Here is a 13,463-nt window from a genome sequence, read left to right as displayed (position 1 = left end):
ACGGGCGTTTTTATTGACTGTATAGGTTGCACATGTTCGAAACTCTCCTGCAAAACCTGGGACTGTCAGCATTCAGCCTGAAAGGCTTCGGCCCGCTGTTGCTGCAAGGTACCTGGATGACCGTCAAATTATCGGTAATGTCGCTGCTGCTGGCCATTGTGCTCGGCCTGCTGGGCGCCAGTGCCAAACTGTCAAAAGCCGCCGTGCTGCGCGTTCCGGCCCAGATCTACACCACGCTGATCCGGGGTATACCGGACCTGGTGCTGATGCTGTTGATTTTCTACAGCCTGCAAACCTGGCTGACCACGCTTACCGAAGCGATGGAATGGGATTACATCGAGATCGACCCTTTCTCTGCCGGCGTCATTACGTTGGGCTTCATCTATGGCGCGTATTTCACCGAGACCTTCCGCGGCGCGATCCTTGCCGTACCGCGCGGTCAGGTCGAAGCCGCCACGGCCTACGGGCTCAGCCGTTCGCAACGGTTTCGCATGGTGGTGTTCCCGCAGATGATGCGCTTCGCCCTGCCCGGCATCGGCAACAACTGGCAAGTGGTGCTCAAGGCCACGGCGCTGGTGTCGATCATCGGTCTGGCCGATCTGGTCAAGGCCGCGCAGGACGCGGGTAAAAGCACGTATCAGCTGTTTTACTTCCTGGTACTCGCCGCACTGATCTATCTGGTCATCACCAGCGTGTCCAACTTCGCCCTGCGCTGGGCCGAACGGCGTTATGCCGCTGGCAGCCGGGAGGCTCAACGATGATCGAGTTGCTGCAAGAATACTGGCGCGCCTTCCTTTATACGGACGGTCAGAACATCACCGGCCTGGCCATGACGATGTGGCTGCTCAGTGCCTCCATCGCCATTGGCTTTATCGTTTCGATTCCGCTGTCCATCGCCCGCGTATCGCGCAATCCGCTGGTGCGCTGGCCGGTGCAGTTCTACACCTACCTGTTCCGCGGAACGCCGCTGTATATCCAGTTGCTGATTTGCTACACCGGCATCTACAGCATCGCCGCCGTACGTGAGCAGCCAATGCTCGGCGCGTTCTTCCGCGACGCCATGAACTGCACCATCCTCGCCTTCGCGCTGAACACCTGCGCCTACACCACCGAAATCTTCGCTGGTGCCATTCGCAGCATGAACCACGGTGAAGTCGAGGCGGCCAAGGCTTACGGCCTGACCGGCTGGCGCTTGTACGCCTATGTGATCATGCCGTCGGCGCTGCGCCGTTCGCTGCCTTATTACAGCAACGAAGTGATCCTGATGCTGCACTCGACCACCGTGGCCTTCACCGCCACCGTGCCGGACATCCTCAAGGTCGCGCGCGACGCCAACTCGGCCACCTTCCTGACGTTCCAGTCGTTTGGCATCGCGGCGCTGATCTACCTCACGGTCACGTTCATTCTGGTGGGCCTGTTCCGACTGGCTGAACGCCGCTGGCTGGCCTTCCTCGGCCCGACTCACTAGGAACCCTGCATGCGACACCAGACCCATGATCTGCTGGCCCCGGTGCCCGGCACCGCGCGGCAGATCCACAGCTTTCACTACGGCCCGGAAAACGGCGCCTGCAAGGTTTATATCCAGTCGTCCCTGCACGCCGACGAACTCCCGGGCATGCTGGTGTCCTGGTACTTGAAGCAGCGACTGGCCGAGCTTGAAAACGCGGGCCAGTTGCTCGGCGAAGTGGTGGTCGTTCCGGTGGCCAACCCGGTCGGCCTGGAACAGGTCCTGATGGACATGCCGCTGGGCCGTTACGAGCTTGAGAGCGGGCAGAATTTCAATCGCCGCTTCGTCGACCTCGGCCAGCAAGTGGGGGATGAAGTCGAAGCGCTGCTGACCGATGACCCCAAGGGCAACGTCACGCTGATTCGCAAAACCCTGCTGGCCGTACTGAATAACTGCGTCGGCAGCACCCAACTGGAGTCCCAGCGCCTGACGTTGCAACGGCTGGCCTGTGACGCTGATGTGGTGCTGGACCTGCATTGTGATTTCGAATCCGTCGAGCACCTGTACACCACGCCCGAGGCCTGGCCGCAGGTCGAAGCGCTGTCGCGTTATCTCGGCGCCCAGGCGAGCCTGCTGGCGACCGACTCTGGCGGGCAGTCATTCGACGAATGTTTCACGCTGGTCTGGTGGCAACTGCAGCAGCGGTTTGCCAAGCGCTTCCCGATCCCGCTGGGCAGTTTTTCCGTGACCCTGGAGTTGCGCGGCCAGGGGGATGTCAATCACGCTCTCGCCAGCCGCGACTGTCAGGCGATCATCAGCTACCTGATGCACCATGGCGCCATTGCCGGCGAGCCGGTTGCGCCCCCTGAACTGATTTACCCGGCGACTCCGCTGGCGGGCGTCGAACCTGTTGCCACGCCGGTCGGCGGTCTGCTGGTGTTCTGCACACTGCCCGGCGAATACGTCGAGGCGGGGCAACTGATCGCTGAGGTCATCGACCCGATCAGCGACACGGTGACCCCGATCCACACGGCCAACGCTGGCCTTATGTACGCCCGCTCATTGCGACGCATGGCGACCGCCGGCATGGTCATCGCCCATGTCGCCGGCACCGAAGCCTACCGCAGCGGCTACTTACTTTCTCCTTGAGGACTGCCCTTCATGTACAAACTGACCATCGATGGCCTGCACAAAAGCTACGGTGACCACGAGGTGCTCAAAGGGGTGTCGCTCAAGGCCAGCGTTGGCGACGTGATTTGCCTGATCGGCGCCAGCGGCTCGGGCAAGAGCACCTTCCTGCGCTGCATCAATTTTCTCGAACAACCCAATGACGGCGCCATGAGCCTGGACGGCCAGCCCGTGCGCATGGTCAGCGACGCCGGAGGTATGCGCGTTGCCGATCCGGCCGAGCTGCAGCGAATTCGCACGCGGCTGGCGATGGTGTTCCAGCATTTCAACCTGTGGAGCCACATGACGGTGCTGGAAAACATCACCATGGCCCCGCGCCGGGTGCTGGGGGTGTCAAAAGCCGAGGCCGAGGCCCGCGCGCATAAATACCTGGACAAGGTCGGGCTGCCCGCGCGCGTCGCCGATCAATACCCGGCGTTTCTGTCCGGCGGCCAGCAGCAGCGCGTGGCCATCGCCCGCGCCCTGGCGATGGAACCGGAAATCATGCTGTTCGACGAGCCGACTTCAGCCCTCGACCCTGAATTGGTCGGCGAAGTGTTGAAGGTGATTCAAGGCCTCGCAGAAGAAGGCCGGACCATGATTCTGGTGACCCACGAAATGGGTTTCGCCCGCAAGGTTGCCAATCAGGTGGTGTTCCTGCACCAGGGCCAGATCGAAGAAATGGGCCACCCGGACGATGTGCTGGGCAGCCCGAAGAGCGAGCGCTTGCAGCAGTTTTTGAGTGGGAATCTTAAGTAGCCGCCTGCTGCCGGCCTGACACCCCGCCTCAGTGCGGGATACGCATCACTTGTGGGAGCGACCGGGGTGGCGTTCCACCTTGCTCGCGAAGGCTATGGTTCAGCCACCAGAGATTCTTTGGCTGTACTGGCCTCTTCGCGAGCAAGCTCGCTCCCACAAGTATGCAGTCAAGCCTTGCCAACGCGTAGCCCGCTCCCAAGCGGATCCAAACGGATATTCCATCAAACTATTGCACCCTCCCAGCGGTCTCTGACTTAACCCCTCCCAGAGCCTGCGCATGCCAAAAGCCGTCAATTTCGCCAAGCGCTGGTTTGCCGAGCGTGGCTGGAAACCCTTCCCCTTCCAGAAGGAAGTCTGGGCCGCCGTTGCTCGCGGCGAGTCGGGGCTGCTGCACGCCAGCACCGGCGCGGGCAAAACCTACTCTGTGTGGTTTGCCGCACTCAACCAGTTCGCCAGACCTGCGCCCGAGCCCACGGAGCAGAAGCCGCGCAAACGCAAGCCGGTCGCCGCGCCCCTCAGCGTGCTGTGGATCACGCCCATGCGTGCCCTCGCCGCCGACACCGCGCGCGCGCTGGAAGGTCCGTTGCAGGATTTGCAGATCCCGTGGAGCGTCGGCCTGCGCACCGGCGACACCAGCAGCAGCGAACGCGCCAAACAGGGCCGACGCCTGCCCTCCGCGCTGATCACCACGCCAGAGAGCCTGACGCTGTTGCTGACCCGCGCTGATGCCCAAGCGACGATGTCGACGCTGAAGATGGTCGTCGTCGATGAATGGCACGAGCTGATTGGCAACAAGCGCGGCATTCAGCTGCAACTGGCGCTGGCCAGGCTGCGCCAATGGAATCCCGAATTGGTCATCTGGGGCCTTTCCGCGACCCTCGGCAATCAAGATCACGCGCAACAGGTGCTGGTGGGCGACCACGGCACCACCGTTCACGGCAAAGTGATCAAGGAACTGATCGTCGACACGCTCTTGCCGCCCTCCATCGAGCGCTTCCCTTGGGCCGGGCACATGGGCTTGCGCATGCTCCCGCAGGTGCTGGCCGAAGTGGACAGCAGTTCCAGTTGCCTGCTGTTCACCAATACCCGGGCGCAGTCGGAAGTCTGGTATCAGGCGCTGCTGGAAGCCCGTCCTGACTGGGCCGGGCTGATCGCGCTGCACCACGGCTCGCTGTCCCGCGAGGTCCGTGACTGGGTTGAACGCGCCCTTAAAGAAGGCCACCTGAAAGCCGTGGTCTGCACCTCCAGCCTCGATTTGGGCGTGGACTTTCTGCCAGTCGAGCGAGTGCTGCAGATCGGCTCGGCCAAGGGTGTCGCGCGGCTGATGCAGCGTGCAGGACGCTCGGGCCACGCGCCAGGCCGCCCGTCACGGGTCACGCTGGTGCCGACCCACAGCCTGGAACTGGTGGAGGCCGCCGCTGCCCGCGCCGCCGTCGACGCCCGCCTGATCGAACCCCGCGAATCACCCCACAAACCGCTGGATGTCCTTGTACAACATCTGGTGAGCATGGCCCTGGGTGGCGGCTTTACCCCCGACGCGTTACTCGCCGAAGTTCGCACCGCATGGGCCTACCGGGACCTGACCGACGAAGAATGGGAATGGGCGCTGGCGTTCGTGCGCTACGGCGGCTTGTCGCTGACGGCCTACCCTGATTATCGACGCGTCGATCCGGACGAAGACGGAATCTGGCGCGTCCCCGATGCGCGCCTTGCCCGCCGCCACCGCATGAGCGTGGGCACCATCGTCAGCGACGCCAGCATCAACGTGAAGTATTGGAGCAAGGGCGGCGGGGGCGGATCCCTCGGCAGCGTTGAAGAAGGTTTCATCGCCCGATTGAAACCCGGAGACGGCTTTTTGTTCAGCGGTCGTCTGCTGGAACTGGTGCGCGTTGAGAATATGACCGCGTACGTGAAAAAGGCGACGAGCAAAAAAGCCGCCGTCCCACGCTGGAATGGCGGACGGATGCCGCTCTCAAACGAATTAGCCGATGCCGTTGTCGAGAAATTCGATGCGGCTGCCCGGGGCGATTTCAGCAGTCCCGAGATGCACATTGTCAGCCCGTTGCTCGAAGTGCAACGGCAATGGTCAGCGTTGCCGCGCAAGGACACGCTGCTCGCGGAAGTCCTGAAGTCCCGGGAAGGCTGGCATTTGTTTCTCTATCCCTTCGCCGGACGGCATGTTCACTTGGGACTGGCAAGCTTGCTGGCGTGGCGGCTGAGCCGGGACACGCCACTGACCTTCTCGATCGCCGTGAATGACTATGGCTTCGAACTGCTCAGCGCCACCCCGATCGACTGGAATGAACGTCTGACGACTCAGCTGTTTTCCGAAGACGAGCTGCTCGCCGATATCATTGCCAGCCTGAACGCCGGCGAACTGGCCTTGCGCCGCTTTCGCGAGATCGCCCGCATCGCCGGGCTGGTGTTCTCCGGCTACCCCGGCGCCCCGAAGAGCAATCGACAACTGCAGGCCTCCAGCGGCTTGTTTTTCGAAGTGTTCAAACAGTACGACGCCAGCAACCTGCTGCTGACCCAAGCGCAGGAGGAAGTACTGCGACAGGAACTGGACGTGGCCCGTCTCGAACAAACCCTCAGCCGCATCAACAACCGGACCTTGGATTTGCACGTGATCAAACGCCCCACCCCGATGGCCTTTCCGCTGCTGGTCGAACGCATGCGCGAAAGCCTCAGTACCGAAAAACTCTCCGACCGCATCGCACGCATGGTCAGCGATCTGGAAAAAGCCGCCGGACCTGAGGTCATGACGTGAGGCCGTATCTTTCGATTCAGCTGGCAGGTGCGGAGTTGTGGTTACTGGCGGACAAAGCCATTTATTACCCGGCGGAGCGCGCGCTGTTGATCGCCGACGCCCACTTTGGCAAGGCCGCTGCCTACCGACGACTGGGCCAGCCAGTGCCCCATGGCACCACCGACGATAACCTTCAGCGCCTGGATGCACTGCTGGCGAGCTACGACTGCGATCGGTTGATCTTTCTGGGGGATTTTCTTCATGCTCCGGAATCCCATGCGGCGCGCACACTGTCGGCCATTCAGGCTTGGCGTGACAAACACCACGATCTGGCAATCACCCTGATTCGGGGGAACCATGACAAGCGTGCAGGGGACCCGCCACCGGCGTTGCGCATGGACGTCGTCGAGGAGCCGATGTTTCTGGGACCATACGCGTTACAGCATGAACCTGACCCACACCCTGACTTTCACGTACTGGCGGGCCATGTTCACCCGGCGTACCGGCTATATGGACGGGGACGCCAGCGATTGCGGCTGCCGTGCTTCTACGTGCTGCCACGGGTGAGCCTGCTGCCAGCATTCGGCGCGTTCACAGGGGGAATGAATATTGATAGGGCTGAGAACAGCAAAATCTATGTGGTAGGGGATGGCGCGGTGTGGGAGGCGGTTTGAGAAAAGCGGGGAGTTCGAGATCGCGGGTCGACGTGCGCCGAGGCACCGCTGGTCATTAGCTGACGACCAACCCGGGGACAGATTGTGCCCGCCGATGCCGCGGCACCGACGGGACATGAATCAGGCAACCGGCGCGGGTGGCGGCTCGTCCGGGATTGTCGGCACGCCGCCTTCGTCAGGCTGGGGGTACTCGTTTGGGCTGTCCGGGTCTGGCTGCCCGGGAATGCCCCCGGCGACCATATTATTGAGGTGTGGATGCGCTAACAGCGACCAAGCCAGCAAACCGACCTGATTGGCACTCGGGTCGGGTTCCTTGCTGCTGGTGTTGATGTGTCTCTTCATAGGGCACTCCTGAGCGTTGGCCCCATTCGCATGGTGCAGATGGGAACAGTTCAGTCAATAGAGTGCGAATTCCGAGACAAATTCAGTGACTGGCTGACAAATGGCGCTATCAGGTACGCGGCAGCGTCACACCGCGCTGGCCCTGGTACTTGCCGCCACGGTCTTTGTAGGAGACTTCACACTCTTCGTCGGATTCCAGGAAAAGCATCTGTGCGACGCCTTCATTGGCGTAAATCTTCGCCGGCAGCGTGGTGGTGTTGGAGAACTCCAGCGTCACGTGGCCTTCCCATTCAGGCTCAAGGGGGGTCACGTTGACGATGATGCCGCAGCGCGCGTAAGTGCTTTTGCCCAGACAGATGGTCAGCACGTTACGCGGAATGCGGAAATATTCGACGGTGCGCGCCAGTGCAAACGAGTTCGGCGGGATGATGCAGACATCGCTTTTAATATCGACAAAACTTTTTTCATCGAAATTTTTCGGGTCCACCGTCGCCGAATTGATGTTGGTGAACACCTTGAATTCGTCGGCGCAACGCACGTCGTAGCCGTAGCTGGAAACACCGAAAGAGATCACTCGATCAGCGCCTTCGCCGCGCACCTGACGCTCCACAAACGGCTCGATCATGCCGTGTTCCTGCGCCATGCGGCGAATCCACTTGTCCGATTTGATGCTCATGGCGGTGTCCTGAATAGCGAGGTGAAAAAGATGTCCGGCATCTTACCGGTCGAACGCTCCGGGTTCAAAGATTGCGCGCCGTGTGCATTAAGGGCGTTGAGCCACCTCAAGAAAAAATCGCAGACAGCCCCTTTGCACATCTGAAAAAGTGGGGTAAGGTGGCTCCACTGTGTTGCTTGTGTCACTGAGAATATCTACACGATGTTGAATTTCGATCCAACCATCTCCAAGAATTTTTCCTGCTCTTTGCACTCAGTCTCGGCCAGGGCATTTCCTGAGTCGCAGTTAACTTTGTCCAAGGAGATACACCATGTCTAATCGCCAAACTGGTACCGTTAAGTGGTTCAACGATGAAAAAGGCTTCGGCTTCATCACTCCACAATCCGGTGACGACCTGTTCGTTCACTTCAAAGCTATCCAATCCGACGGCTTCAAAAGCCTGAAAGAAGGCCAACAGGTCTCTTTCATCGCTACCCGCGGTCAGAAAGGCATGCAAGCTGAAGAAGTTCAAGTTATCTAACTTGTACTGATTCGCTTAAAAAACCCCGCCCTTAAAAGCGGGGTTTTTTTATGCCTGTCGAAAAAGCACTTCTGCACATCCCGCCTGCAACCTTCACCTGAAACCCCCTCACCGCGACATGCCGAGCATCCGGCACATCGCGTATCTCGCCTTCTGGCTTAGGCCTCAATCGTCGCTGACAGAAATGCTCGGCATCTCCGCCATGGTAGCTTCCTGCAGCACGATCCGCGCACCCACATGACGCGCCAGCTCCTGATACACCATTGCGATCTGACTCTCAGGCTCGGCAATCGCCGTGGGCTTGCCGCCATCGGCCTGTTCTCGAATCAACATGGACAGTGGCAGCGAGGCCAGCAGCTCGACGCCATACTGGGTCGCCAGCTTCTCCCCTCCGCCTTCGCCGAACAGATGCTCGGCATGGCCGCAGTTCGAACAGATGTGAACGGCCATGTTTTCAACGACACCCAGCACCGGAATGTTGACCTTGCGGAACATCTCCACGCCTTTCTTCGCGTCCAGCAATGCAAGGTCCTGCGGGGTCGTGACGATGACGGCGCCAGCGACCGGCACCTTCTGCGCGAGGGTCAGCTGGATATCGCCGGTGCCAGGCGGCATGTCGATGACCAGATAATCCAGGTCATTCCAGGCGGTCTGGGTCACCAGCTGCAGCAGCGCTCCCGAAACCATCGGCCCTCTCCAGACCATCGGTGTGTTGTCATCGGTCAGAAACGCCATGGACATCACTTCAATGCCGTGGGCCTCAATGGGCACGAACCACTTCTGATCCTTGATCTTCGGACGGGTGCCTTCGGCAATGCCAAACATCACGCCCTGGCTCGGCCCGTAGATATCGGCATCAAGAATGCCCACACGCGCACCTTCCCGGGAAAGCGCCAACGCCAGGTTGGCCGCGGTGGTGGATTTACCGACGCCGCCTTTGCCCGACGCAACCGCCACGATGTTTTTTACGTTGGCCAGGCCGGGGATCTGGCCGAGGGCTTTGTGAGGGTGAATCACCGACGTGATCTGGACGCTCGCCGAGGCGACGCCATCCAGCCCTTCAATCGCCATCTGCAGCATCTGCGCCCAGCCGTTCTTGAACAGCGCGGCCGCGTACCCCAACTCCAGCTGGACGCTCACGCGACTCCCGTCGATCTCGATGGCGCGGACACACCCGGCACTGACCGGGTCCTGATTCAAGTACGGATCGATGTACTGGCGAAGGACGGCTTCCACCGTTGCGCGATTGACAGCGCTCATGGGTGACTCCTTAAAGACTGAGTAAAACAGGCGGCCATCCTACCTTGTATGCCCGATAAAGAGCGCAGCGACGTTTTTCTTTCAAGCACATCGGCAGATTCCCACATGCAGCGCGGGATGAAAAAAAACGCTCAGGCCTTTATAGTGGCCGACCTCCGTTTCACTTCAAGTAGCCGAGCCCAATGTCCGAGCCACGCAAGATTCTCGTCACCAGCGCCCTGCCCTATGCCAATGGTTCCATTCACCTTGGCCACATGCTCGAGTACATCCAGACCGACATGTGGGTGCGCTTTCAAAAGCACCGCGGCAACCAGTGCATTTATGTGTGCGCGGACGACGCCCATGGTTCGGCCATCATGCTGCGCGCCGAAAAAGAAGGCATCACGCCCGAGCAACTGATCGCCAACGTGCAGGCCGAGCACAGCGCCGACTTCGCTGACTTCCTGGTGGATTTCGACAACTTCCACTCGACCCACGCCGAAGAAAACCGCGAGCTGTCGAGCGAGATCTACAAACGTCTTCGCGACGCCGGCCACATTGCCACGCGCTCCGTGACGCAGTATTTCGACCCGGAAAAGAAAATGTTCCTGGCCGACCGCTTCATCAAAGGCACCTGCCCGAAATGCGGCACTGAAGACCAGTACGGTGACAACTGCGAGAAGTGCGGTGCCACCTACGCCCCGACTGACCTGAAAGACCCCAAGTCCGCGATTTCCGGTGCAACCCCGGTGCTCCGAGACTCCAAGCATTTCTTCTTCGACCTGCCTGCGTTCGATGCCATGCTCAAGAGCTGGACGCGAAGCGGCACGTTGCAGGACGCCGTGGCGAACAAGATCGCCGAGTGGCTGGATTCCGGCCTGCAGCAGTGGGACATCTCCCGCGATGCGCCGTATTTCGGTTTCGAGATCCCCGACGAGCCGGGCAAATATTTCTACGTATGGCTGGATGCGCCGATCGGCTACATGGCGAGCTTCAAGAATCTGTGCGCGCGCCGTCCGGAGCTGGACTTCGACGCGTTCTGGCGCAAGGATTCGACCACCGAGCTTTACCACTTCATCGGCAAAGACATCGTCAACTTCCACGCACTGTTCTGGCCAGCAATGCTCGAGGGTTCGGGATTCCGCAAGCCTACCGGCATCAACGTCCACGGCTACCTGACCGTCAATGGCCAGAAGATGTCGAAATCCCGCGGTACCTTCATCAAGGCACGCACCTACCTTGAGCACCTGTCGCCGGAATACCTGCGTTACTACTACGCGGCCAAGCTGGGCCGTGGCGTCGATGATCTCGACCTGAACCTTGAAGACTTCGTGCAGAAGGTCAACTCTGACCTGATCGGCAAGGTGGTGAACATTGCCAGCCGTTGCGCGGGATTCATTCAGAAAGGCAACGCAGGTCTGCTGGTGGCCGGCAATGCCGAGCCCGAGTTGACGGACGCTTTCCGCACCGCAGCGCCGAGCATTGCCGACGCCTACGAGGCGCGTGACTTTGCCCGCGCGATGCGCGAAATCATGGCGCTGGCCGACCGCGCCAACGCCTGGATTGCCGAAAAGGCGCCGTGGTCGCTGGCCAAGCAGGAAGGCAAACAGGACGAGGTTCAGGCGATCTGCGCCCTGGGCATCAATCTGTTCCGTCAGTTGGTGATCTTCCTCAAGCCTGTGCTGCCGAATCTGGCCGCAGACGCCGAGCAGTTCCTCAACGTCGCGCCACTGACCTGGAACGACCACCAGACGCTGCTGAGCAATCATCAGCTCAACCCGTTCCAGCCGCTGATGACCCGCATCGACCCCGTAAAAGTGGAAGCCATGACCGACGCATCGAAAGAAGACCTGGCCGCCAGCGCCACCGACACAGGTGCGGCACCGCAGGGCAATGGCGAGCTGACGAAAGACCCGCTCTCTCCGGAGATCGACTTCGACGCCTTTGCGGCGATTGACCTTCGCGTCGCGCTCATCGAGAAAGCCGAGCACGTCGAAGGCGCCGACAAGCTGCTGCGCCTGACGCTGGATATAGGCGACGAGAAGCGCAACGTCTTCTCCGGCATCAAGAGTGCCTACCCGAACCCGGCGGAGCTGGAGGGTCGGTTGACCATGATGATCGCCAACCTGAAGCCGCGAAAAATGCGCTTTGGTATCTCGGAAGGAATGGTGATGGCAGCGGGTCCTGGCGGTGAAGAGATTTACCTGCTGAGCCCTGACAGCGGCGCCAAGCCCGGTCAGCGCATCAAGTAACCCGACCCGAACCGTAACATTCTGCACGTTATCGACGGCCCGCTCGGGTCGTCGATCTGGTCCAAGCATGAGCCTGATTCAGCGCATCGACGCCTTGCTGCCGCAAACCCAGTGTGGGAAGTGCGGCCATCCAGGCTGCCAGCCCTACGCCGAAGGCATTGCGAGCGGCGAAGCCATCAACAAATGTCCACCCGGCGGCGACGAGACCATCGCAGCACTGGCTCGACTGCTGAAAGTGCCGGTGCTGCAACTGGACATCGAACGAGGCCGCGCGCCGGCGCAAGTCGCGTTCATTCGCGAGGCCGAATGCATCGGTTGCACCAAATGCATTCAAGCCTGCCCCGTGGACGCCATCGTTGGCGCCGCCAAGCTGATGCACACCGTCATCGTTGAGGAATGCACCGGCTGTGATCTGTGCGTTGCGCCCTGCCCGGTCGACTGCATCGACATGCTGCCGTTGCCAGTGACCTCCGTGCCGTTCATTGGTGATTGCCCGATGGATGAAGAGCAGCGATCCGTCAGGGCCGTCAAACGCAGTCGTGCGCGGCAACGCTTTGATGCGCGCTCGGCCCGCCTGCAGCGCGATGAGCAGCGACGCCAGGCCGAACGCCAGGCTCGCCCGTTACGGACCGTCACGCCGGCCGTTCTCCAGCCAGATCCGGCGCAAGCCGCCCTGGCGCGGATTCGCTCAAAACCGTCGACAGGCAGTGACGCGGCGTTGAAACAGGCACGCGCCCAGGTCGCCATGAGCAGAGCTCAACTGCTGAAGTCGTTGAAAGCCTTTGGCCACCCGCCGATTGCCGAACAAGCTGCGCAACTCGTGCAACTGCAGCGTGGCCTCGACGAGGCAGAGCATGCGCTGGCCCAATTGCAGAACCCGGCGCCCGCAGCACCGTCTTTTCAGGAAAAGCCCACCCCATGAACGCCGCCAAACGCCTTGAGATCTTTCGTCGCTTGCACGAAGACAATCCCGATCCCAAAACCGAACTGGCCTACACCACGCCGTTCGAGCTGCTGATCGCCGTGATTCTCTCGGCACAGGCCACCGATGTCAGCGTCAACAAGGCCACGGCGCGTCTCTACCCGGTCGCCAATACGCCTGAGGCGATTTACGCGCTGGGTGTCGAGGGTTTGTCTGCCTATATCAGGACCATTGGCCTGTACAACAGCAAGGCCCGAAACGTGATCGAAACGTGCCGTTTGCTGATTGAATTGCACGGCGGCGAGGTGCCGCAGACCCGAGAGGCACTCGAAGCCCTTCCCGGCGTGGGCCGCAAGACCGCGAATGTGGTCCTGAACACCGCGTTCCGCCAGTTGGCGATGGCAGTCGACACGCACATCTTCCGCGTCAGCAACCGTACCGGCATCGCGCCAGGGAAGAACGTGGTGGAAGTTGAAAACAAGCTGATGAAATTCGTGCCAAGGGATTACCTCATGGATGCGCACCATTGGCTGATCCTTCACGGGCGTTACGTGTGTATTGCGCGCAAGCCCCGGTGTGGCAGTTGTCGGATCGAAGACCTGTGCGAGTACAAGGCCAAGACCTCTGACGATTGAACAATAGCGTCTCAAGGCTTTGATCGATTAAAAAAATCTTTTTTACCCGCGCAGGGTTTGTCGTTATAAGGAGCGCCAACG

At 60.7% G+C, this 13,463-nt stretch carries 12 protein-coding genes and 1 pseudogene; 10 read left to right on the top strand and 3 right to left on the bottom strand.

Going from position 1 to position 13,463, the window contains the following annotated elements; all coding sequences use genetic code 11:
* Positions 1 to 32: 32 nt before the first annotated feature.
* The 6 genes from AC07RO_RS02365 to pdeM all read left to right on the top strand — a co-directional run bounded on the left by AC07RO_RS02365 (position 33) and on the right by pdeM (position 6,796).
* On the top strand, positions 33 to 761 hold the full coding sequence (locus AC07RO_RS02365) for an ABC transporter permease (RefSeq protein ID WP_172609418.1): 729 nt from the start codon (positions 33 to 35) through the stop codon (positions 759 to 761).
* The gene (locus AC07RO_RS02360; RefSeq protein WP_108122169.1) at positions 758 to 1,468 is read left to right on the top strand and encodes a histidine ABC transporter permease HisM; all 711 of its coding nucleotides are present in this window, start codon (positions 758 to 760) and stop codon (positions 1,466 to 1,468) included. Before AC07RO_RS02365 ends, AC07RO_RS02360 begins: the two co-directional genes overlap by 4 nt.
* A gap of 9 nt (positions 1,469 to 1,477) precedes the next feature.
* Positions 1,478 to 2,596, top strand: a complete 1,119-nt coding sequence (locus AC07RO_RS02355; protein ID WP_495085180.1) for a succinylglutamate desuccinylase/aspartoacylase family protein — start codon at positions 1,478 to 1,480, stop codon at positions 2,594 to 2,596.
* 12 nt (positions 2,597 to 2,608) lie between these two features.
* Positions 2,609 to 3,373: an ABC transporter ATP-binding protein gene (locus tag AC07RO_RS02350; RefSeq protein WP_192171578.1), complete on the top strand. Its 765-nt coding sequence runs from the start codon at positions 2,609 to 2,611 to the stop codon at positions 3,371 to 3,373.
* Positions 3,374 to 3,650: 277 nt separating this feature from the next.
* Entirely contained in the window at positions 3,651 to 6,143 is a 2,493-nt protein-coding gene (locus AC07RO_RS02345) for a ligase-associated DNA damage response DEXH box helicase (RefSeq protein WP_495085179.1), read from the top strand.
* Positions 6,140 to 6,796: a ligase-associated DNA damage response endonuclease PdeM gene (gene pdeM, locus AC07RO_RS02340; protein WP_495008699.1), complete on the top strand. Its 657-nt coding sequence runs from the start codon at positions 6,140 to 6,142 to the stop codon at positions 6,794 to 6,796. Before AC07RO_RS02345 ends, pdeM begins: the two co-directional genes overlap by 4 nt.
* Before the next feature lie 120 nt (positions 6,797 to 6,916).
* On the opposite strand, the gene AC07RO_RS02335 is transcribed toward pdeM, so the two are convergent.
* Both AC07RO_RS02335 and dcd read right to left on the bottom strand, forming a co-directional pair.
* Complete coding sequence (locus tag AC07RO_RS02335) at positions 6,917 to 7,138, bottom strand: hypothetical protein (RefSeq protein ID WP_074889014.1); 222 nt, start codon at positions 7,136 to 7,138, stop codon at positions 6,917 to 6,919.
* A 109-nt stretch (positions 7,139 to 7,247) separates the two neighbouring features.
* Positions 7,248 to 7,814: a dCTP deaminase gene (gene dcd, locus AC07RO_RS02330; RefSeq protein WP_002554836.1), complete on the bottom strand. Its 567-nt coding sequence runs from the start codon at positions 7,812 to 7,814 to the stop codon at positions 7,248 to 7,250.
* A gap of 310 nt (positions 7,815 to 8,124) precedes the next feature.
* Here dcd and AC07RO_RS02325 point away from each other — a divergent pair, with 310 nt between their 5' ends.
* Complete coding sequence (locus AC07RO_RS02325) at positions 8,125 to 8,334, top strand: cold-shock protein (RefSeq protein WP_002554837.1); 210 nt, start codon at positions 8,125 to 8,127, stop codon at positions 8,332 to 8,334.
* Between the two features lie 165 nt (positions 8,335 to 8,499).
* Here AC07RO_RS02325 and apbC read toward each other — a convergent pair whose 3' ends face one another.
* Positions 8,500 to 9,594 carry an iron-sulfur cluster carrier protein ApbC gene (gene apbC, locus AC07RO_RS02320; RefSeq protein WP_495085178.1) on the bottom strand — a complete coding sequence of 365 codons (1,095 nt, stop codon included), beginning with the start codon at positions 9,592 to 9,594 and terminating at the stop codon, positions 8,500 to 8,502.
* Between the two features lie 182 nt (positions 9,595 to 9,776).
* Between apbC and metG the strand changes: the two genes are divergently transcribed.
* The 3 genes and pseudogenes from metG to nth all read left to right on the top strand — a co-directional run bounded on the left by metG (position 9,777) and on the right by nth (position 13,382).
* The gene (metG, locus tag AC07RO_RS02315) at positions 9,777 to 11,825 is read left to right on the top strand and encodes a methionine--tRNA ligase (RefSeq protein WP_282366885.1); all 2,049 of its coding nucleotides are present in this window, start codon (positions 9,777 to 9,779) and stop codon (positions 11,823 to 11,825) included.
* A pseudogene (gene rsxB, locus AC07RO_RS02310) lies at positions 11,788 to 12,723 on the top strand (electron transport complex subunit RsxB); the annotation flags it as partial. The gene metG and the pseudogene rsxB, both read left to right, overlap by 38 nt.
* 20 nt (positions 12,724 to 12,743) lie before the next feature.
* Complete coding sequence (gene nth, locus AC07RO_RS02305; RefSeq protein WP_108122181.1) at positions 12,744 to 13,382, top strand: endonuclease III; 639 nt, start codon at positions 12,744 to 12,746, stop codon at positions 13,380 to 13,382.
* Positions 13,383 to 13,463 lie beyond the last annotated feature (81 nt).

Source organism: Pseudomonas sp. GW821-FHT07F05 (assembly GCF_059418765.1).
The sequence above is the reverse complement of the archived record's forward strand: the minus strand, read 5'-3'. Positions and strand labels throughout refer to the sequence as shown.

Excerpts from the sequence above, each read along its gene's own strand:
- nth (WP_108122181.1), top strand. The coding sequence starts at position 12,744 with ATGAACGCCGCCAAACGCCTTGAGATCTTTCGTCGCTTGCACGAAGAC.
- apbC (WP_495085178.1), bottom strand. The coding sequence starts at position 9,594 with ATGAGCGCTGTCAATCGCGCAACGGTGGAAGCCGTCCTTCGCCAGTAC.
- AC07RO_RS02360 (WP_108122169.1), top strand. The coding sequence starts at position 758 with ATGATCGAGTTGCTGCAAGAATACTGGCGCGCCTTCCTTTATACGGAC.
- metG (WP_282366885.1), top strand. The coding sequence starts at position 9,777 with ATGTCCGAGCCACGCAAGATTCTCGTCACCAGCGCCCTGCCCTATGCC.
- AC07RO_RS02325 (WP_002554837.1), top strand. The coding sequence starts at position 8,125 with ATGTCTAATCGCCAAACTGGTACCGTTAAGTGGTTCAACGATGAAAAA.
- AC07RO_RS02365 (WP_172609418.1), top strand. The coding sequence starts at position 33 with ATGTTCGAAACTCTCCTGCAAAACCTGGGACTGTCAGCATTCAGCCTG.
- dcd (WP_002554836.1), bottom strand. The coding sequence starts at position 7,814 with ATGAGCATCAAATCGGACAAGTGGATTCGCCGCATGGCGCAGGAACAC.
- AC07RO_RS02335 (WP_074889014.1), bottom strand. The coding sequence starts at position 7,138 with ATGAAGAGACACATCAACACCAGCAGCAAGGAACCCGACCCGAGTGCC.
- AC07RO_RS02345 (WP_495085179.1), top strand. The coding sequence starts at position 3,651 with ATGCCAAAAGCCGTCAATTTCGCCAAGCGCTGGTTTGCCGAGCGTGGC.
- AC07RO_RS02350 (WP_192171578.1), top strand. The coding sequence starts at position 2,609 with ATGTACAAACTGACCATCGATGGCCTGCACAAAAGCTACGGTGACCAC.
- AC07RO_RS02355 (WP_495085180.1), top strand. The coding sequence starts at position 1,478 with ATGCGACACCAGACCCATGATCTGCTGGCCCCGGTGCCCGGCACCGCG.